The following is a 19,504-nucleotide window of genomic DNA, read 5'->3' on the forward strand; positions in this document are numbered from 1 at the left end:
GCACGCTGCCACCCGTAACACCCGAAAGCCGTGATCTTGCCGCACCCGACCAGCCGCCTGCGCATCGTGCGTCCCCGCCGGGCCTACAGCCGCTGGGCCGCCGACCAGACATTCGAGGACTACGCCCTGCGCTTTACCGCGCGCAGCGCGCGCATGGCCACGCCCATGCGGGCGGCGCGCACGGCACTGGGCTCCATCTCGTTCCTCGCCCTCGAGGCCATGGGCGGCACGCTCACGCTGGCCTTCGGCTTTGCCAACACGGCCGCGGCCATAGCCCTTGTCACGGTGGTCATCTTCACCCTTACCCTGCCGCTATGCGCAACGGCGGCGCGCGCGGGGCTGGATATCGACCTGCTCACGCGCGGCACCGGCTTTGGCTATATCGGCTCGACCATCACCTCGCTGCTCTATGCCATTTTCACCTTCATCTTCTTCGGGCTCGAGGCGGCGATCCTGGCGGGCACGCTGCACGGGCTGCTGGGCATGGAGCTGTGGCTGGCGTACCTGCTGTGCGCGGCCATCATCATCCCGCTGGTGACGTGGGGCATCACGTTCATCGCCCGTTTCCAGATCGCGACACAGCCGGTCTGGCTGGCCCTCAATCTCATCCCCCTCGTGGTGCTGGCGGGCCTGCACCCCGAACTGCTGGGGCAATGGACCCATTTCAGCGCGCCCTACGGGCCGCCCGGGCGCATCGACCCCCTTGCCGTGGGCACCGGCGCCTCGCTCATGATCGTGCTGGTGTGCCAGAGTGCGGAACAGATCGATTTCCTGCGCTTCCTGCCCGAACCCACGCGTTGCAACCGGCGGCAATGGTGGGTGGCGCTGGTGCTGGGGGGGCCGGGATGGGTGGTGCTTGATGCCTTCAAGCTGCTGGCGGGGTCGTTTCTGGCATGGGTGGCGCTGCAGGCAGGCTTTTCACCGCTGCAGGCGGTCCAGCCCGGGGTGATGTACCGTTTTGCCTGGGGCAGTTTCACCCCCGCCCCGGTCGCGACCGTGCTGACGGTGGCGCTGGTGGCGCTGGCGCAGGTCAAGGTCAACATCACCAATGCCTATGCCGGGTCGCTGGCATGGTCGAACTTCTTCTCGCGCCTGACCCACACCCATCCGGGGCGGGTGTTCTATGTCATCTTCAATGTCATGATCGCCCTGCTGCTGATGGAAGCCGGGCTGGTCAGCACCATCCAGACCGGCATCACGCTGTATGGCGTTCTGGCCTGTGCATGGATTGGCGCGATACTGGGGGATGTGACGCTGTGCAAGCCGCTTGGCCTCAGCCCGCCCTTTGTCGAGTTCAAGCGCGCGCTGCTGCCGGACTTCAACATCGTGGGGCTGGGGGCATGGGGTATCGCCGCAGCCACGGGCGTTGGGGCCTTTGCAGGCTATCTGGGCCCGATGGCCGCGGCCTATGCGCCTTTCCTCACGCTGGGGGTAGCCTTTGCCGCGGCACCGGCGCTGGCGTGGCTGACCGGGGGGCGCACCTATCTGGCCCGCCCCCAGCCAGCGGGCTGGAACGACCGGCCCGCCATGACCTGCGTCATCTGTGAGCATACCTTCGAGGCACGGGATATGGCGCCCTGCCCGGCCTATGGCGGCACGATCTGCTCACTGTGCTGCTCGCTGGACGGGCGCTGCCGCGACCGCTGCAAGCCGGTCTCGACCCGCATGGGCAGCCAGCTTGCCGCCCCGCTCCGCACCCTGCCACCCCGCCTGCGCCGGTGGCTCGTGGCGCCTGCGGGGCGCTTTACGCTCATGCTGGCGGGCATGACGCTGGGCATGGGGCTGCTGGCATGGGCAACGGGCCATGCGTGGAGTGGCATCATGGTGCCGGTCTTCCTGGCGGGCACGGTGGGCGCGTGGCTGCTGGTCATGGCGCAGGAGGGACGGCGCACCGCCACGCGCGAGACCCTGCACCAGACCCGCCAGCTCATGAACGAGATCCGCGCCCGCCGCCGCACCGACCATGCGCTGAAGCTGGCCCGCGAAAAGGCCGAGGCCGCAAGCCTGGCCAAGACCCGCTACATCAGCGGCATCAGCCACGAGATCCGCTCGCCGCTCAACGCCATCATGGGCTATATCCAGCTGCTGCAACACGATACGCGCCTGCCGCCCGAGCGCCACCAGGCGCTGGGCATCATGCGCGAAAGTGGCGAGCACATCACCAGCATCCTCTCCGGCCTGCTTGACATCTCGCGCATCGAGGCCGGGCGGATCGAACTGCATGCCGATACCATCGCCCTGCCCGCCTTTCTGGAATCCGTGGCCCAGATGATCCGCCCGCAGGCGCAGGCGCGCGGGCTGGAGCTGGTATGGCGGCCCGGCTACCTGCCCGCCGTCGTCACGTGCGATGAGCACCGCCTGCGCCAGATCCTGCTCAACCTGCTGTCAAACGCGGTCAAGTTCACCCGGCAGGGCACGGTCACATTCGGGGCGAGGTGGCAGGGGCAGATTGCGGAATTCATCATAGAAGACACCGGCCCCGGCATTGCTGCGGAAGATCATGCCCGCATTTTCGAGCCCTTTGAACGCGGCGGCGCCAGCGCGGGCGTGCCGGGCACCGGGCTGGGGCTGACCATCACCCGGCTGCTGACCGAAGTCCTGGGCGGCGAACTGACCTTTACCAGCACGCCGGGCAAGGGATCGCGCTTCAGGGTGCGGCTCATGCTGTCTGACCGGCAGGTGGAGCTACCGCCCCGCCTGCCCGCCTTCCCCACCGGCTATGAAGGGCCACGCCGTACGGTGCTGGTGGTGGATGACAATGCCGAGCACCGCCTGATCATGCGCGAAATCCTTGAACGCTGCGGCTTTGCCTTTGAAGGGGCGGAAAGCGGGGCGGAATGCCTCGACCGCCTGCCGCTGGTGCAGCCCGACCTGCTGCTGCTCGACCTGTCCATGCCGGGCATGGACGGGCGCGACCTTGCCCTGCGCATCCGCAACTCCCCCCATGCCCGCGTGCCGATCATGTTCCTGACCGGCAACCTGGTGGAAAGTGCCAACCGCCATGTCCCCTCGCTTGAGGACTGCCCCGTGCTGGGCAAGCCGGTGAACCTGTCGGTTCTGGTCACCAAAATGGGCCAGATGCTCGGCCTTGAATGGATCTTTCCCGCCACCGGGGCTGACAGTGCGCCACTTCTCCCGCCCGACACACCCGCCACCCTGCCCGAGGCGGAGCGCGTGGCCCTGCTTGCCCTGCTTGATGGCGGTAACCTGCGCCACCTGCGCACCCACCTGGCCACCCTGCGCGCGCAGCACCCGGCCCTGGGCGGCGCGATCGAACCGCTGCTGGCCCTTGCCGCGTCCTACCAGCTTGAAGCCCTGCGCCACCACCTGGAGCGACCCACGCCATGACCGTGCCCGATCCATCCCGCAAATCCGTTCTTGTCATTGATGATGACCCGGCCGTTCTGGGCCTGATGGACGAAAAACTGACCGATGGCGGCTATACGGTGCTGCTGGCGCAGTCCGGCATGGCAGCGCTTGCCGTCGTGGCGCGCACCGTGCCGGACCTGATCATGGTCGATGCCCTCATGCCCGGCATGAACGGGTGGGACGTGTGCGCGGCCCTGCATGACGACCCGCGCCTGAGCCTCGTGCCCATTATCTTCATGACCGGCCTGACCGAGACCGAGCACGTGATCCGCGCGTTTGAGGCCGGTGCCGCCGATTACGTGACCAAGCCCCTGCGGCTGGAGGAAGTCATGGCCCGCATTGGCGTGCGCATGGAATCCGCCGCACGCATCCGCGCGGCCCATGGGGCGCTTGACCATGCGGGCCGCTTCCTGCTGGCCACCAGCCAGGCGGGCGATGTGCTGTGGGCCACGCCACAGGCGGGGCTTGTGCTGCGCGAGCTTTCAGGCCCCGGTGATGCGGGCGCGGCCCTGTCCCTGCCCACGCCCCTGCCCGCGCCCGGCAGCGTGCTCATGCGCCATAATGTGGGTGAAAACGAGCTTGTGCTGACCCTTGTGGGCATGAGCGGACCCGATGAACTGCTGCTGCGCATCAGCCGGCAGCCACTTTTCCCCCAGCGCATATTGCAAGACAGGCTGGGCCTGAGCGCGCGCGAGGCGGAAGTGCTGCTGTGGATCTCGCGTGGGAAGACCAGCCGCGACATTGCCGATATCCTGAAGGTCAGCCCGCGCACGATCGACAAGCATATCGAACAGATCTACAATAAGACCGGACTGAGCACGCGGGCGGCTGCGGCGGCTACCGCATCGCGCCTGCTGCAGGAGCGCTAGGCGCGAAAGGTGCCGCCCTTTTTCAAAAAGGCGGTGTTTCCTGAAGCTTTTATATTTTAGGGCACGACCCTTGCCGCATCATCCGAAAGGCCGTCCTGCTGCATGTCGGGCGTGCCGATTTCAGGGCACATTTTGCGCTGCTCATGGCCACGTATCACGGCCAGTTTCTGGCGTACCTGGTCAAGGCTGCGCTCGGTGGCATCCTCCCGGATCGAGTGGCCCGCTGGCGTAAGCGTCGCCCCTTTCATGATGCCAAAGCCCGGCACGGGATCGAATTTGACAAAAAAGCCCTTCTCCGCCGGGGCCTTGTCCTGCGCCGCGGCCTGGGCTTCGCTGTGGCTGAGGGCCGCCAGCCGGTCCGACAGGCGCACATCCTCGGCCAACAGGTGGCGACAATCCATTTTTTCAGGCGCGGGGGCGGCCTGTGCCAGGCCCGCGCCCATGATCCCTGCCAGCAGGGCAAGGCCATATGTGGCGTTTCGCTTGAGGGTCAGCATTCCGATCTCTCCTGGCGGTGGGTCAGCCCTGCCGCCTGATTAAATGACATGAACAGGCCAGCCGTTTTCAGTACTGGAACTGCATGCCCAGCAAAAAAGCCCCCACCGCGCGCGTGCCCATGGCCTTGTAGCGCACGTAATCGAACGTAAAGCGCAGGTTGTGGCCATCCATGACATAATTGCCGCCCACATCGAACTGGGTGGTCTTTGGGTGGCCGGGACCGTACATGTCCTTCTTGAAGCGGAACTGCTGGTAACGCACCAGCGGCTGGATGCGCCCCCAGCCCAGCCGGTAGGGAATGAGATACGCCGTGCTGGCCAGGAAGGCCGTGCCATCGTTCACGCCACCCACATTGCCATAATCGGCCGAGCGCTGCCCGTAGCCTGCCGCGATGTCCTTCACGCCGCCGGTATAATACTGGTAATACGCGCCCTCGAGTGTATAGACGCCGTATTTCGCGCCCTCGCCAATGCGTTTTTCAAACAGGCCATCAACATTCCACGCCTTGTAGTCGCCCTTGTCCTGCGCGGTGCCCACGCCATCGGTTTCGTACTGGCCTGCAAGGCCAATGGCCAGGATGTCGGCCTTGCCGTAATAGGTACTGGCCGTATAGTAGGCAGGCGACGGCTCGGGATCGAGGAAGTTGTATTCCATGCGCGCGGCAAAGAGCGGGTGCTCGCCATAATTGGAGCCGCCGCGCACCCAGTTATGCCCGCGATAGACACCCGCCACGTAGCGGAAGCGATCCTTGAGCAGCCTGCCCCACACCGAGATGCCATCATCACGGCCCGACCACGCACCCGGATACTGCGATACTATTGGAAAGGCATAGGTGCTGAGGAAGTATGGCCCGTCAAGGTTCGAGCGGTCACTTGGCGTGAGCATGCGCCCGCCCCAGACATTGAACGCCTTCCACCGCTCGACCTGCAGGACACCGTCAAGCACGTTCCAGTTGCCATCACGCAGGCGCTCGAGGTTGAGCGTTGACTTGACGTATTTGTGGAACTGCGCGCCCATGTAGATACGCAGGTCACTGGCACTTGCCGCATCCTTGTTGCCGGGCATGGTGGTGTCGTGGCTCAGATACTGCGCCCGCACGCCCAGGCCCAGCGTAAAGAACTGGTCCTTGCCAAAATTAACCGTGGTGGCCGCGCGGGCATGGGGCATGCTGGCACCAAGCGCCACGCAGGCCGACAGGATACTGCCGCAACGCAGCAGCTTCTTCTTCCGGCTCATCCTGAACCGGGACACAAGCGCAATCATGAACATCCCCTTGTGGCTGCGGTCACCGACCGGCGACAGGGAAACATTACGCAATTGCACCATCAGGACGGGATGCGTGAAATTACTTATAATGGCCGTTTATGAGCTTATTCATGCCACCAACGCGGGGCAGCGCATGCCATCGTGCAATGATCGCTGGCACGCAGATACCAAAAAAGCCGCCTTTTTGGAAAAAGGCGGCCCGCAGGAATATTCATTATTTCAAAGCAATGTTTTTACAGGCCGCCCTGTTCAATGATGAAACGGGCAATATCCTCCACCCCCTCGCCTGCACGGACATTGGCAAACACAAAGGGCCGCTGCCCGCGCATGCGCCTGCTGTCGCGGTCCATCACCCCAAGGTCAGCGCCGACATGGGGGGCGAGGTCGATCTTGTTGATGACCAGCAGGTCGCTGCGCGTAATGCCGGGGCCGCCCTTGCGGGGGATCTTGTCCCCTGCCGAGACATCAATGACATAGATGGTCAGGTCAGCCAGTTCGGGGCTGAACGTGGCGGCAAGGTTGTCACCGCCACTTTCCACCAGCACGAGGTCCAGCCCGGCAAAGCGCTCCGTCAGTTCCGCAATGCCTGCCAGGTTGATGCTGGCATCCTCGCGTATGGCCGTGTGCGGGCAGCCACCGGTCTCGATGCCCATGATGCGCTCGGGCGGGAGCGAGCCCGCGCGGGTCAGGAACTCCGCATCCTCGCGCGTGTAGATATCGTTGGTGATGGCGGCAATATTGTAATCATTGCGAAAGCGGCGGCACAGCGCATCCATCAATGCTGTCTTGCCCGTGCCCACCGGGCCGCCAATGCCCACACGCAGCGGGCCGTGCTTTGCCTTTGTCATGTTCTGAACAACCTCGTTTCCTGGGTTTCGTGATGCATGGCGGCGAGGTCGGCGGCAAAACAGGCCCCGCCCACATCGTCCAGCGTCTGGTGCCTGGCCTGCGCTGCGGCCTGCGCCAGTATGGTTTCAAGCCGGGCCAGCGCGTGCAGCCCGTCCGTCTGGCCCAGCGGCACCAGCCGCACGGCAGCCGACACCAGGGCCGCCACCGCCGCATACCCGCCCGAAAGCACGGCCTGCCCCACGGCCACGCCGCCACGGCGAAACACCAGCCCCTGCACCACCGGCAGCGGCCAGCGCGTGCCTGCCAGCATGGCCTTGGGCGGCACGACATGCCACACCGCCGCCGCCCGCAAAAAGGCCTCGCCCTGATATACCGTCTCCTCATACCGCTCGCGCGAGGCGGCGGAGGCGCAGGCAAAACGGGCAATCTCGCGCAGGCGGGCATCATCCTCACCCGCCTGCCATGCCGCATGCACAATGATCAGGTCATTGCCAAGACTGCCATGGCGCAGCAACGCGCCAACCCACGCGCACAGGGTTTCCACATCACGCACGTCACCGCGCTCGACCGCCCATTCCAGCCCGTGGCTGTAGGCATACCCCCCCGTGGGGAAAGCGGGCGACACCCATGAGAGCAGCCGCAGGAAATCCTGCCCGGCCAGGCCAGCGGGTTCAGTCATGCGCGTGGTGGTGGCCGCCATGCTCATGCGTGTGGGCATGGTCGTGATGGTGGTCATGGCCGTGTGCTGTGCTGCGCCCTGCATAGGCCCCGCTTTCGGGGTCAAAGGCTGCCCTGACGTGGCGCACATGCCCGCCAAGGCCTGCAATCATGTCGGCAATCACATGGTCATGCCGCACGAGGATGCGCTCGGCCCCAATAGCGGCGGGCAGGTGCCGGTTGCCCAGGTGCCAAGCCAGCCGCAGCAGGTGCAGCGGGTCATGGGCGGTGACCTCCATCAGGTCTTCCGGCAGGGCTTCGACGCGAACGACGCGGCCATCATCAAGCACCAGCCCATCGCCATCGGCCAGCAGGCGGGCATGCTCAAGTTCAAGCAGCACGCGCGCACCCGAGCGCAGGGTGAGCATCATGCGTCTGCGGTGGCGGCCTTCATAATCGGCGGCGAACACATCCGCGGCCTCGGCCACGGGCCAGCTTCCCGCTGGCAGGATTTTGGTGACACGGGTCATCAGAACAGGAAATACCTCTGGGCCATGGGCAGGATGTCGGCGGGCTCGCATGTCAGCAGCACGCCATCGGCCCGCACTTCATAGGTTTCGGGATCGACCTCGATATGCGGCATGGCATCGTTATGGATCATGCTGCGCTTGCCAATGCCGCCGCGCGTGTCCGACACGGCGGAAAGGCCCTTCTGCAGACCCAGCCTGCGCCCGATATCATCCTCCAGCGCCGCCTTTGACACGAAGGTCAGGCTGGTATGGGTCCGCGCCCCGCCGTAGCCGCCAAACATCATGCGGCCATGCACCGGCTGCGGCGTGGGGATGGAGGCATTGGGGTCGCCCATCATGGCATAGGCAATCGCACCCCCCTTGATGACCAGATCGGGCTTGACGCCAAAGAACGCAGGCTCCCACAACACAAGATCGGCCAGCTTGCCCACCGCGATCGACCCCACCTCATGCGACAGGCCGTGGGCGATGGCGGGGTTGATGGTATATTTGGCGATATAGCGTTTGACGCGGTTGTTGTCGGCCACGCCATCACCGGGCAGCGGGCCGCGCTGCTGCTTCATCTTGTGGGCGGTCTGCCATGTGCGCAGCGGCACCTCGCCCACCCGGCCCATGGCCTGGCTGTCGGATGACATCATGGACAGCACACCCATGTCATGGAAGATATCCTCCGCCGCGATGGTCTCGCGCCTGATGCGGCTCTCGGCAAAGGCTATGTCCTCGGGCACCTTCGGGTCGAGGTGATGGCAGACCATGAGCATGTCCAGGTGCTCATCAAGCGTGTTGCACGTATAGGGTCGCGTGGGGTTGGTGGAGGATGGCAGCACGTTGGGCAGGCCGGCCACCCGGATGATGTCGGGCGCATGCCCGCCGCCCGCGCCCTCGGTATGGAAGGCGTGGATGGTGCGGCCTTCAAAGGCTGCGATCGTGTCCTCCACGAAGCCGCTCTCGTTGAGCGTGTCGGTATGGATCATGACCTGCACGTCCATCCGGTCGGCAACACCGAGGCAGCAATCGATGGCGGCGGGGGTCGAGCCCCAGTCCTCATGCAGTTTCAGGCAGCTTGCGCCCGCGCGCACCATTTCCTCCAGCGCCTCGGGGCGCGAGGCATTGCCCTTGCCCGCAAATGCGAGGTTGACCGGAAAGGCATCCGCCGCCTGCAGCATGCGCGCGAGGTGCCAAGGCCCCGGGGTGCAGGTGGTGGCCGCCGTGCCCGTGGCAGGCCCCGTGCCGCCGCCGAGCATGGTGGTGATGCCCGAGGCCAGCGCCTCCTCGATCTGCTGGGGGCAGATGAAATGGATGTGGCTGTCAATGCCGCCCGCGGTCAGGATCCTGCCCTCGCCCGCGATGATTTCCGTGCCCGGCCCGATGATGATGTCCACCCCGGGCTGGATATCGGGGTTGCCTGCCTTGCCGATGGCGGCGATGCGCCCGTCACGCAACGCCACATCCGCCTTGACGATGCCCCAGTGGTCGATGATCAGCGCATTGGTGATGACGGTATCCGCCGCCCCCTCCGCCCGCGTGGCCTGTGACTGGGCCATGCCATCGCGGATGGTCTTGCCGCCGCCAAAGCGCACTTCCTCGCCATAGATGGTGAAATCCTTTTCCACCGCCACCAAAAGGTTCGTATCGGCCAGCCGCACGCGGTCACCGGTGGTGGGGCCGAACTGGCCTGCGTAATCATGCCGGGTCAGCCGCGTCATTGGTCCACACTCCCCATCACATCACCCCTGAAGCCGATCACGCGGCGCAGGCCCCGCAGCGGCACCAGTGTGACGTCACGCTCCTGCCCCGGCTCGAAGCGCACCGCCCCGCCCGATGGCACGTCAAGCCGCCAGCCCAGCGCCTGCGCGCGCTCAAAGCACAGGGCCGGATTGACCTCGGCAAAATGATAATGGCTGCCGACCTGCACGGGGCGGTCGCCGGTATTGGTCACGCGCAGGGTGCGCCGGGGCTGGCCTTCATTGAGGGTAATCTCGCCCCCATCGGTCAGGATCTCGCCGGGTATGGCGCCTTCGGGCAGGGGGTCAGCGTATCGGGTCATGGACTGTCACCAGTTTCGTGCCATCGGGGAAGGTCGCCTCGACCTGAACATCATGGATCATCTCGGCCACGCCGGGCATGACCTGCGCGCGGGTCAGCACATGGCCGCCACTGGCCATGAGCTCGGCAACACTCAGCCCGTCGCGCGCGCCTTCGACCACATGGTCGGTAATCAGGGCCACGGCCTCGGGGTAGTTCAGCCGCACGCCACGTTCCAGCCTGCGGCGGGCCACGATGGCCGCCATGGCGATGAGCAGCTTGTCCTTTTCCCTTGGTGTCAGCTTCATGTCGTGCTCCGCCTCCTTGCCTGCCTGTGCTGTATCATGACCGCCATGTGGAGGGCATGGGTCGCCCCGCCCGCAATGCAGGCAGGATATGACGCAGCGCCCCCTCAAGCGCCCAGCCCCCCTTGCCCACGCCACGCACCACCAGCATGCCGTTCCACGCGGATGCGGCAAAGCCCGCGCATTGGGGCGCTGCCAGCCGTTCGCGCACCGGGGCCAGCAGGTCCATCGCCTGCGGGCTGGCCAGCACCAGTGTGGCCACCGCGCCCTGCCCCGCAGCCACGGCGGGCTGGGCCAGCAGGGCCGTGACAGTGGTGCTTTCCAGCCGCAGCATGTCTTCGAGCAGCAGTTCGCCCGCGCGCCTTATGGTCAGCCGGTCGCGCACGTGCAGGCTGGCAAGCTGCTCGCCCGCGCCAAGGCGGCCGAATATCCGGCTCTCGAGAAAGAGGAAGGTGGCGGATTGCGCCATATCCACCACCATGTGGCGGCGCAGGCGGCTGCCATCAAAAAAGATCGTGCCATGCGGCAGCCATTCCAGCCGCGCCCCGGCATCGATATGGCAGGAAACCGCCATGTCCGCCGGGCTGTCTTCGGGGCGGGCGCGGTAGATCCGCTCGGCCGCCTGCGATGTGACCAGTAGCTCCGTGCCGGGACCACAGGACAGCCGCCCGTTGATGCGGTCACCCGCCGCGATGCCGCCCGATATATTGACCGTGGCGGCTTCCAGCCCGTTGCCCTGCACGCGCGGAAACAGCAGGCGGCAGCAGCCTGCCTGCACCAGATCGGCCATGCGGGTGCGGGCGCCATCAGCCCTGACCTCCAGCCCGAACTGCCCCCTTGCGCGCTGGAGTGGGATTATGCCCGCGTTCATTTCCGTCCTGACAGCATTGGGGCCATCGTAGCAGCCGGGTGCGATACGTCCATTGCGTAGAATTACGTAATCCGCGCTACACGGCCACGAGCATGCTTTTTTTCAACAAGGCCACGTTTTTGAAGGCTTTTTTTAAGTCTTCACCAGAAATTTTTTCATGCACGCGGTCAATCGGGCTGCGCGGCCTGAACCAGTTGGCCAAAGCGCATCATGTCCACATTCCCGCCCGATACAATCACGCCAATGCGCCTGCCCTGCCACCGGGGCGCTGCGGCAAGGGCGGCTGCCACGCCAAGGCAGCCGGTGGGCTCGACAACAATCTTCATCCGCTCAGCGACAAGGCGCATCGTGGCGACCAGGGCCGCGTCATCCACCGTGACAATTTCGCGCAGATAGCGGCGCATGATGGCAAAGGTCAGTGGCGAGACGGCAGTTGTCTGCGCGCCATCGGCAAGGGTATGGGGCACCGGAATCCGCACGATATGCCCAACAGCCAGTGACTGGCGCGCATCATCGCCCGCTGCCGGTTCCACGCCGATCACGGCGCAGTCCGGTGCGACCTTACTGGCCACGAGCGCGCAGCCCGAGACCAGCCCGCCGCCACCAACGGGCACGAACAGCGCATCAAGCGGGCCGGTTTCCTCAAACAGTTCGAGTGCTGCCGTGCCCTGGCCTGCGATGATGTCGGGATGGTCGAAGGGGGGCAGAACGGTGGCCCCGCGCCCGTTGGCAATGGCAGTGGCTATTGCCTGGCGGTCCTGCGTGTAGCGGTCATAGAGAACCACTTCCGCGCCATAACCCTGTGTTGCGGCCCGTTTCATGGCCGGGGCATCTTCAGGCATGACGATGATGGCGGGTATGCCTGCATCACGCGCCGCACTGGCCACGGCCTGCGCATGATTGCCCGATGAAAACGCCACCACACCGCGCTGCCTTGCGGCCTGCGGCAGGGCTGCGATGGCGTTTGCCGCGCCCCGGAACTTGAAAGCCCCCACGCGCTGGAAATTCTCGGCCTTGAAAAACAGCGTCGCGCCGCTTGTGCTATCGAGATACCGCGATGTCAGGACCGGCGTGCGATGCGCCTGCCCTTTGATCCGTGCTGCCGCCGCGACCACATCTGCAAATACCGGTAGTGACTGCATCGCTCCCTCTCCCCCAACATGGCTAGGCCATCAGCATGGCCCGGTTCTGTCGCGGCAGCCAGAAGCAATGTCAGGACGGCCGCTCCCATCGCATGACGGGAGCGACCGGCGCCTGATGGCTCAGGGCGTATGGACGAGCTTACGGTTCAGGAATTCCTCGATGCCGAATTCCGAAAGTTCACGGCCATAGCCAGAGTTCTTGATGCCGCCAAACGGCAGGTCGGCCGCCGAGCCGGTCGCGCTGTTGATGAAGACCATGCCCGTATCGATCCGGGCGGCAACGCGGCGACCACGTTCCACATCGCTGGTCTGGATGGAGCCGCCAAGGCCATAGGGCGAATCATTGGCCAGTGCTACGGCTTCATCCTCACTATCCACGGAATGGATGATGGCGACGGGGCCAAAGATTTCCTGGTAGAAGATGGGGTTGTCCTTGGTCAGGTTGGTCAGGATCGCGGCCTTCATGAAGAAGCCCTCGCGCTCGATGCGCTTGCCACCCACAACAAGGTTTGCCCCGTGCGCCACGGCCTTTTCCACCTGGGCTACGGCATGTTCCATCGCCACCTGGCTGCTCATCGGGCCATGGGTCACGCCCTGCTCGAGCGGGTCGCCGTATTTGAAATCATTGATCGCCACCTTGAGGCGCGAGGTGAATTCCTCAACGAGTGACTTGTGCACGATCATGCGCTTGGCTGCCGTGCAGACCTGGCCGTTATTGGACATGCGCGCCTGCACCGCAAGCGGCACGACCGTGTCGAGATCGGCATCATCAAGCACGATGAACGCGTCGGAACCGCCAAGTTCCATCGTGCTTTTCTTGAGCGCGCGGCCTGCCTGGCCAGCCACGGCGCTGCCGGCGCGCTCGCTGCCGGTCAGGGCGACGCCGCGGATTTCGGGGCGCCCGATCAGTTTTTCCGACTGGTCATTGGTAATGAACAGGTTGGTATAGGCCCCTGCAGGCGCACCAGCCTCACGGAACAGCTCTTCAAACGCCACGGCGCATTGCGGCACGCCCGGCGCGTGCTTGACCATGACCACATTGCCCGCCATCAGGTTGGGGGCTGCCACGCGGGCAAGCTGGTAATAGGGGAAGTTCCACGGCTCCACGCAGTAGATGATGCCCAGCGGCTCGCTGGTTACACAGGCATGACCCTGCGACACCGGCAGCTCGCGCGGGGCGAGGAAGGTCTCGGCCTTCTCGGCGTAATAGGCCAGGATATCGGCCGAAAGCGAGATCTCGGCAATGGCTTCGGGCAGGATCTTGCCCATTTCGATTGAAATCAGGCGCGCATGCTTTTCCTTGTCGCGGCGCAGGATCTCGGCTGCCTTGAGCATGATGTCACGCCGCTGGGCGATGGTGCGGCGGCGCCAGTCACCCTCCCAGAACTGATGGGCGGTTTCGAGGCGTGCCAGCATTTCCTTGTCATCATGCAGGTCAAAGACCTTTTCCGTCTTGCCGGTGGCGGGATTAATGGTGCGATAGGGACTCATGTCATCATATCCTTACAGGGTGCGGGCATGGATGGCGTTATAGCCGGGCAAGGGTTGGTGTTGTGTGAACGCGCCAACGGATTGCCACTCTTTGGTTGCAGATTGCGCCATGCCCTGCGTGTTGATGCAATGCTCCCTGTATCGTGACTATATTCCGCCGTAGCGTGTCAATGTCCGCGCCTGACAGGGCAGCCCTGCGCTCATGCACCTGTAAACGGGCTGGAATGGCTGGTTTCAGGGGGCTGGGCAGGCGCTTGCAGGGCGCATGGTGCGAGGTGGCATCACAAGAGTTTGAATTTGAGAGAAAGACCAGCGTATTCCACCTGCCCTGCACGATTCATGGGTATGAACGGCTGCCAGCCCACTTCATGTGCCAGCTCCAAACTGTTCCCTACAGGCAATGGCTGGGTTTATCATTCGCCGTAAAGCTCATCCATCAGATGAGCGTAATCACCGTCTTTCATAACAGGACGCCACCCGGATGATGGATAAAACATGTTCAGATCCAATATCTGATACATATCATCCGAAATATGCACGATCGATATTTCTCCGTTTGCATAGTGAAGATATTGCCCTCCCGTGCCGGCCGGAACCCTTTCGTCAATCAATCCTATATCCCATTCGAATACAATGCCGGTCGCAGGCTGTAGAGGAACCTTGAATTCTATTTCAAAATTATGTGATATTTTACATAAGCAGGGAATAAACTTCTGCTCAATAATAATTTCCGATATACAGTTTTCAGGGAACGATATTTTTAATTTCAATACCAAGATCCATATATAATTGCGCCAATATATGATTTTGTCTCTTCATCCCCCTGATAACAGGAACATCATCAGGGGGCATGTCGGGTGGCAAAAATGGTCAGGGCGCAGGATTGCAATGCACCTGATGGATCGCGTTGATCTTGGCCTCGAGTTCCGGCGTAATGACCAGGTCAACCGAACCGAGAATGGTCCTGAGCTGTTCGATACTCGTGGCGCCAATGATGTTCGAGGTCACGAACGGTCGCGACGTGACAAAGGCAATGGCCATCTGCACCGGGTCGATCCCTTCCGCTTTTGCCAGCGCGATATAGGCGCTGACCGCTTCTTCCACGCCCGGCTTCTCGTAGCGCTGGGCGCGGTTGAACAGCGTGGTGCGCGCACCTGCCGGTCGCGCGCCGTTCAGGTATTTGCCGGTCAGGTAGCCCTGCGCCAGGGGCGAATAGGCCAGCAGGCCCACCTTCTCGCGCAGGGCGATCTCGGCCAGGCCGATCTCGAAGGTGCGGTTGATGAGGTTATAGGCATTCTGGATCGACACCACGCGCGGCGCGCCATGGCGGGATTCGGCCAGATATTGCGAAACACCCCATGCCGTCTCGTTAGAGAGGCCGATATGGCGGATCTTGCCCTCGCGCACCAGGTCGCCCAGCACGCCCAGCGTCTCGGCAATGGGCACCTCGTCAGCCTCGGGCAGGGCGGTGAATGTTGTGCCCCCTGCCCCGAACAGCCCCAGCTTGCGGTCCGGCCAGTGCAACTGGTACAGGTCGATGTAATCCGTGCCAAGCCGGCGCAGCGAGCCATCAAGCGCGTAACGGATCTGCCTGGGCGTCAGCCGGGTTTCCTCCCCGCCGGGGCGGAACCATGGCGATGTGCCCCGACCCACCACCTTGCTGGCAATGACCAGCCGGTCACGGCCGCCACGCGCCTTGAGCCAGGTGCCGATGATGGTTTCGGTAGCACCCTGGGTCTCGGCACGGGGCGGGATGGAATAAAGCTCGGCGGTATCGATGAAGTTGATGCCGTGATCAAGTGCGAGATCAAGCTGGGCGTGGCCTTCGGCTTCCGTATTCTGCTGACCGAAGGTCATGGTGCCAAGACAGATCTCACTGACCATGATGCCAGTGCGACCGAGTTCACGTTGCTGCATGTAAAAAACCTGCCTGGTTGATGGGGCGCGGCACGGGCCGTCTGTCAGGGCAAGTGTTGCAAAAGACAGACGGTAGCGCAATCACGCAGGGCCAGGCAGGGATCAGGCAGGCGCTTCAGTCAAACGTGCCGCCACGGGGGCGGATGATGGGCAGGATATTGCCGGTAACAGAGTAATAGACGCGCTCGGAGATATTGGTGGCGTGGTCACCAATGCGTTCAAGGTTCTTGGCAATGAACAGCAGGTGGGTGCACGGGCCGATATTGCGCGGGTCTTCCATCATGTAGGTCACGAGTTCGCGGAAGAGCGACACATAGAGTTCATCCACCGCCGTATCGGACTGCCAGACAATGCGCGCGAGTTCGGGGTCGCGCTGGTCCATCGCATCGATAGTGCGGCGCAGGTTTTCCTGCACCAGCCGGCCCATGCTGTGCAGCCCCGTAAGTGATATGGGGCATGACAGCAGTTCGTTGCGCATGGCCCGGCGCGCGATGGAGGCCGCACAATCCCCGATCCGCTCAAGGTCGCCCGACATTTTCAGCGCCGCCACCACCTCGCGCAGGTCGCCCGCCATGGGCGCGCGCAGGGCCAGCAGGCGGATGACCAGCGCCTCGGTCTGGCGTTCGAGTTCATCGACATGCGGGTCCATTTCCGGCGCGTCGAGGGCTGCGACCTCATCATGCTCGACCACCGCCGTAATGGCCTGCGCCACCTGGCGCTCGACCATGCCGCCCATCTTGTTGATGAGCGAACGAAGCTGTTCAAGTTCCTGTTCGTAACTCTGAACAGTGTGCATTGATTCCTGTGGCATCATCACGTCTTTCGTCATCAACCGAAGCGGCCGGTAATGTAATCCTGGGTGCGTTTTTCATGCGGTGCGGTGAACATCTTGTCCGCCGTGTCCACTTCAACCAGTTCGCCCATATAGAAAAAGGCTACGCGATCCGCGCAGCGGGCCGCCTGCTGGAGGTTGTGGGTGACGATGGCAATCGAGAATTCCTGCTTGAGCTCATCAAGCAGTTCCTCGATCCGGGCAGTCGAGATCGGGTCGAGCGCGCTGGTCGGTTCATCCAGCAGGATGATCTCGGGCCGGGTGGCAATGGTGCGCGCAATGCACAGGCGCTGCTGCTGCCCGCCCGACAGGGCGGCGGCGGAGGCATTGAGCCGATCCTTGACCTCGCCCCACAGGGCCACGCGGCGCAGCACGTTCTCCACGCGCTGGTCCATGTCAGCGCGTGAGAGGCGCTCATGCAGCCGCACGCCAAAGGCGATGTTGTCATAGATCGACATGGGGAACGGCGTGGGCTTCTGGAACACCATGCCAATGCGCGAGCGCAGCACGTTCACGTCGATGCCGGGCGAGAGGATGTTGCGACCATCGAACAGCACCTCGCCCATGGCGCGCTGGCCGGGGTAGAGGTCATACATGCGGTTGAGGATGCGCAGCAGCGTTGACTTGCCACACCCCGAAGGCCCGATCATGCCAGTCACCTGCCGGGTGGGGAAATCAAGCGAGATGCCGCGCAGCGCATGGTTTTCGCCATACCAGAAATCAAGGTTGCGGATGGCGATGGCCGGGACCGACGACTGTGCCGGGGCGGGCCTGTTATCCATGGTGAGGGTATTCATGATGATGCGGTTCCATTACGCGAGAGCCACCAGCGGGCGAAGATGTTGGTTGCCAGCACCGCAACCGTAATCAGCAGCGCGCCGGTCCAGGCCATCTGCACCCAGTCATCATAGGCCGAACCGGCATATTGATAGATGGTGACAGGCAGGCTCGCCATCGGCGCGTTGAGGTTGGTGGACCAGTTCAGGTTGCCAAGCGAGGTGAAGAGCAGAGGCGCCGTCTCGCCCGAGATGCGGGCCAGTGCCAGCAGGATGCCGGTCATGATGCCGCCGCGCGCCGCGCGCAGGCAGATGCTCACGATCACCCGCCACCCCGGCGCGCCCAGCGCATAGGCCGCCTCGCGCATGGCGCGGGGCACGAGGTGCAGCATGTCTTCGGTCGTGCGCACCACGATGGGAATGAACAGGATGGCCAGCGCCAGCGTGCCCGCAATGCCCGAGAAATGCCCCGCGGGCTCCACCACCACCAGGTAGACGAACAGCCCGACAAGGATGGAAGGCACGGACAGCATCATGTCCGACACAAAGCGCACGAACGAGACAATCTTGCCGTCATGGCTGAATTCCGACAGGTAGATGCCAGTCAGCATGCCAATGGGCGTGCCGAGCAGGGCGGCGAGCAGGGTCTGCTCGCAACTGCCGATAATGGCGTTGGCAAGCCCGCCCCCGCTGCCGGGAGCTGCCGTGCTGTGCACGAAGGTTGCAAGCGACAGCCCCGCCGCGCCGCGCGTGACCAGCGTCCATAAGATCGAGAACAGCAGGAACAGGACAACCACGGTGGCGATGGCGCACAGCACGTTGACCAGCCGCTCGACAATCCTGCGCCGCACGGCCTGCGCGCCACCGCGCTGCCACCCGTCGGTGGCCACGGCCTGTACTTTCTGGGCTGACATGTAAGGCTACTTCCCTAGTTCTTTATGCCGCGCTGGAGGAACATGCGCGAGCAGGCCAAGGTAATGAATGAAATGACCATCAGGATCGCGCCCAGCGCCAGCAGCGCGGAGAGCTTGAGGCTGCCGGCCGAACTTTCGGGGAACTCAAGCGCAATCAGCGAGGCGATGGTGTTGCCCGGCGCGAACAGCGACCAGCCCAGCCGGTTGCTGTTGCCAATGACAAAGGTCACGGCCATCGTCTCGCCCAAAGCGCGGCCCGTGCCCAGCATGATGCCGCCCATCACCGCCTGCCGCGACCACGGCAGCACCACCTTGCGCATCACCTCCCACCGGGTCGCCCCCAGGCCAAAGGCGCTTTCCTTCAGCACGGTGGGGATGGAGACGAACACATCGGCCATGACCGAGCAGATGAAGGGCGTGACCATGATGGCCAGGATGAGGCCGCCGGTCAGCAGCCCCGTGCCATAGGGCGCGCCACGGAACAGCAGCCCGATGCCCGGCACATGGCCCAGATAGTGCGTGGCCACCGGCTCGACATAATGCGCCATGAACGGCACCACGATGAAGAACCCCCACATGCCGAAGATGATGGACGGCACGGCGGCGAGAAGCTGCACGGCCGTCTCGATCACACGGGCGAGTGCCGGGGGCGCCATTTCAACCAGCCAGAACGCCACGCCAAAGGCGAAGGGCACGGCAAACACAAGGGCTACGACCGTTGTGACCAGCGTGCCGAAAATGGATGTCGCCGCGCCAAAATTGTGCGTAATGGGGTTCCATGCCTTGCTGGTGATGAACCCCGGCCCGAAGGTGGCAAAAGCCTGCCACCCGCCACTGACCAGCACGATGATGATGCCCGCCATGACCAGCAGGATGGACCACCCGGCCAGCCGGGCCAGCACGCCAAAGGCGATATCGCCCGCATTGCCCCCTGCGCTGCGCCCGGAGGCGGCCGCGCCAGGGCCTGTGGTGGTGGATGGCACTTCCATCATGTAGTTCCTGATATGCATGACATGAATGCAGCACTAAGCGGATTAACTGACTCGTGACAATAATAACGTGCGGCATTTTTCATGAAGTTTTTATGACACCTGCCATTACATGCATGTGTGCCTGACTGTCTGAATCAAAAAGCGACCTGATTGATTTTCCGCAGCACTCTGCGGATATGAGCGATCATAAGCCAAGCTTCA

At 63.7% G+C, this 19,504-nt stretch carries 20 protein-coding genes; 3 read left to right on the top strand and 17 right to left on the bottom strand.

Going from position 1 to position 19,504, the window contains the following annotated elements:
- The first annotated feature begins 36 nt into the window (after positions 1-36).
- Positions 37-3,348, top strand: a complete 3,312-nt coding sequence (locus DV027_RS13300; protein ID WP_130732480.1) for a hybrid sensor histidine kinase/response regulator — start codon at positions 37-39, stop codon at positions 3,346-3,348.
- A complete protein-coding gene (locus tag DV027_RS13305; RefSeq protein WP_130732481.1) occupies positions 3,345-4,238 on the top strand; it encodes a response regulator transcription factor in 894 nt (297 codons plus the stop codon). The genes DV027_RS13300 and DV027_RS13305 overlap by 4 nt, the downstream gene beginning before the upstream one ends.
- 56 nt (positions 4,239-4,294) lie before the next feature.
- Here DV027_RS13305 and DV027_RS13310 read toward each other — a convergent pair whose 3' ends face one another.
- Both DV027_RS13310 and DV027_RS13315 read right to left on the bottom strand, forming a co-directional pair.
- Complete coding sequence (locus DV027_RS13310) at positions 4,295-4,735, bottom strand: hypothetical protein (protein WP_130732482.1); 441 nt, start codon at positions 4,733-4,735, stop codon at positions 4,295-4,297.
- 67 nt (positions 4,736-4,802) lie between these two features.
- Positions 4,803-5,753 (bottom strand): porin, encoded by a 951-nt coding sequence (locus tag DV027_RS13315; RefSeq protein WP_207303492.1) that lies wholly within the window; start codon positions 5,751-5,753, stop codon positions 4,803-4,805.
- A gap of 244 nt (positions 5,754-5,997) precedes the next feature.
- Between DV027_RS13315 and DV027_RS13320 the strand changes: the two genes are divergently transcribed.
- Positions 5,998-6,258: a hypothetical protein gene (locus tag DV027_RS13320; RefSeq protein ID WP_130732483.1), complete on the top strand. Its 261-nt coding sequence runs from the start codon at positions 5,998-6,000 to the stop codon at positions 6,256-6,258.
- Here DV027_RS13320 and ureG read toward each other — a convergent pair.
- The 15 genes from ureG to pstC form a co-directional block, all read right to left on the bottom strand.
- Positions 6,236-6,850, bottom strand: a complete 615-nt coding sequence (gene ureG / locus DV027_RS13325; RefSeq protein ID WP_130732484.1) for an urease accessory protein UreG — start codon at positions 6,848-6,850, stop codon at positions 6,236-6,238. The genes DV027_RS13320 and ureG overlap by 23 nt on opposite strands.
- On the bottom strand, positions 6,847-7,512 hold the full coding sequence (locus DV027_RS13330; protein WP_242621913.1) for an urease accessory protein UreF: 666 nt from the start codon (positions 7,510-7,512) through the stop codon (positions 6,847-6,849). The genes ureG and DV027_RS13330 overlap by 4 nt, the downstream gene beginning before the upstream one ends.
- Positions 7,513-7,522: 10 nt before the next feature.
- A complete protein-coding gene (locus tag DV027_RS13335; RefSeq protein ID WP_130732485.1) occupies positions 7,523-8,038 on the bottom strand; it encodes an urease accessory protein UreE in 516 nt (171 codons plus the stop codon).
- Positions 8,038-9,744 (bottom strand): urease subunit alpha, encoded by a 1,707-nt coding sequence (gene ureC, locus DV027_RS13340; protein WP_130732486.1) that lies wholly within the window; start codon positions 9,742-9,744, stop codon positions 8,038-8,040. Before ureC ends, DV027_RS13335 begins: the two co-directional genes overlap by 1 nt.
- Complete coding sequence (locus DV027_RS13345; protein WP_130732487.1) at positions 9,741-10,085, bottom strand: urease subunit beta; 345 nt, start codon at positions 10,083-10,085, stop codon at positions 9,741-9,743. The genes ureC and DV027_RS13345 overlap by 4 nt, the downstream gene beginning before the upstream one ends.
- On the bottom strand, positions 10,069-10,371 hold the full coding sequence (locus DV027_RS13350) for an urease subunit gamma (protein WP_078527481.1): 303 nt from the start codon (positions 10,369-10,371) through the stop codon (positions 10,069-10,071). The genes DV027_RS13345 and DV027_RS13350 overlap by 17 nt, the downstream gene beginning before the upstream one ends.
- 34 nt (positions 10,372-10,405) lie before the next feature.
- A complete protein-coding gene (locus DV027_RS13355; protein ID WP_242621909.1) occupies positions 10,406-11,239 on the bottom strand; it encodes an urease accessory protein UreD in 834 nt (277 codons plus the stop codon).
- A gap of 167 nt (positions 11,240-11,406) precedes the next feature.
- Positions 11,407-12,381 carry a threo-3-hydroxy-L-aspartate ammonia-lyase gene (locus tag DV027_RS13360; RefSeq protein ID WP_130732488.1) on the bottom strand — a complete coding sequence of 325 codons (975 nt, stop codon included), beginning with the start codon at positions 12,379-12,381 and terminating at the stop codon, positions 11,407-11,409.
- A gap of 120 nt (positions 12,382-12,501) precedes the next feature.
- A complete protein-coding gene (locus tag DV027_RS13365; RefSeq protein WP_130732489.1) occupies positions 12,502-13,872 on the bottom strand; it encodes an NAD-dependent succinate-semialdehyde dehydrogenase in 1,371 nt (456 codons plus the stop codon).
- A gap of 413 nt (positions 13,873-14,285) precedes the next feature.
- A complete protein-coding gene (locus DV027_RS13370) occupies positions 14,286-14,642 on the bottom strand; it encodes a hypothetical protein (RefSeq protein ID WP_130732490.1) in 357 nt (118 codons plus the stop codon).
- A gap of 100 nt (positions 14,643-14,742) precedes the next feature.
- Positions 14,743-15,789, bottom strand: coding sequence for an aldo/keto reductase (locus DV027_RS13375; RefSeq protein WP_130732491.1), 1,047 nt, complete (start codon positions 15,787-15,789; stop codon positions 14,743-14,745).
- A gap of 115 nt (positions 15,790-15,904) precedes the next feature.
- The gene (gene phoU, locus DV027_RS13380) at positions 15,905-16,600 is read right to left on the bottom strand and encodes a phosphate signaling complex protein PhoU (protein ID WP_205836730.1); all 696 of its coding nucleotides are present in this window, start codon (positions 16,598-16,600) and stop codon (positions 15,905-15,907) included.
- A 17-nt stretch (positions 16,601-16,617) separates the two neighbouring features.
- Positions 16,618-17,418: a phosphate ABC transporter ATP-binding protein PstB gene (pstB, locus tag DV027_RS13385; protein WP_242621910.1), complete on the bottom strand. Its 801-nt coding sequence runs from the start codon at positions 17,416-17,418 to the stop codon at positions 16,618-16,620.
- Positions 17,415-18,311 (bottom strand): phosphate ABC transporter permease PstA, encoded by an 897-nt coding sequence (pstA, locus tag DV027_RS13390; RefSeq protein ID WP_130732492.1) that lies wholly within the window; start codon positions 18,309-18,311, stop codon positions 17,415-17,417. The genes pstB and pstA overlap by 4 nt, the downstream gene beginning before the upstream one ends.
- A gap of 14 nt (positions 18,312-18,325) precedes the next feature.
- Positions 18,326-19,303 carry a phosphate ABC transporter permease subunit PstC gene (gene pstC / locus DV027_RS13395; RefSeq protein WP_130732493.1) on the bottom strand — a complete coding sequence of 326 codons (978 nt, stop codon included), beginning with the start codon at positions 19,301-19,303 and terminating at the stop codon, positions 18,326-18,328.
- Between the last annotated feature and the right edge of the window lie 201 nt (positions 19,304-19,504).

It is taken from the genome of Komagataeibacter xylinus (genome assembly GCF_004302915.1).
GTDB lineage: Bacteria > Pseudomonadota > Alphaproteobacteria > Acetobacterales > Acetobacteraceae > Komagataeibacter > Komagataeibacter xylinus_C.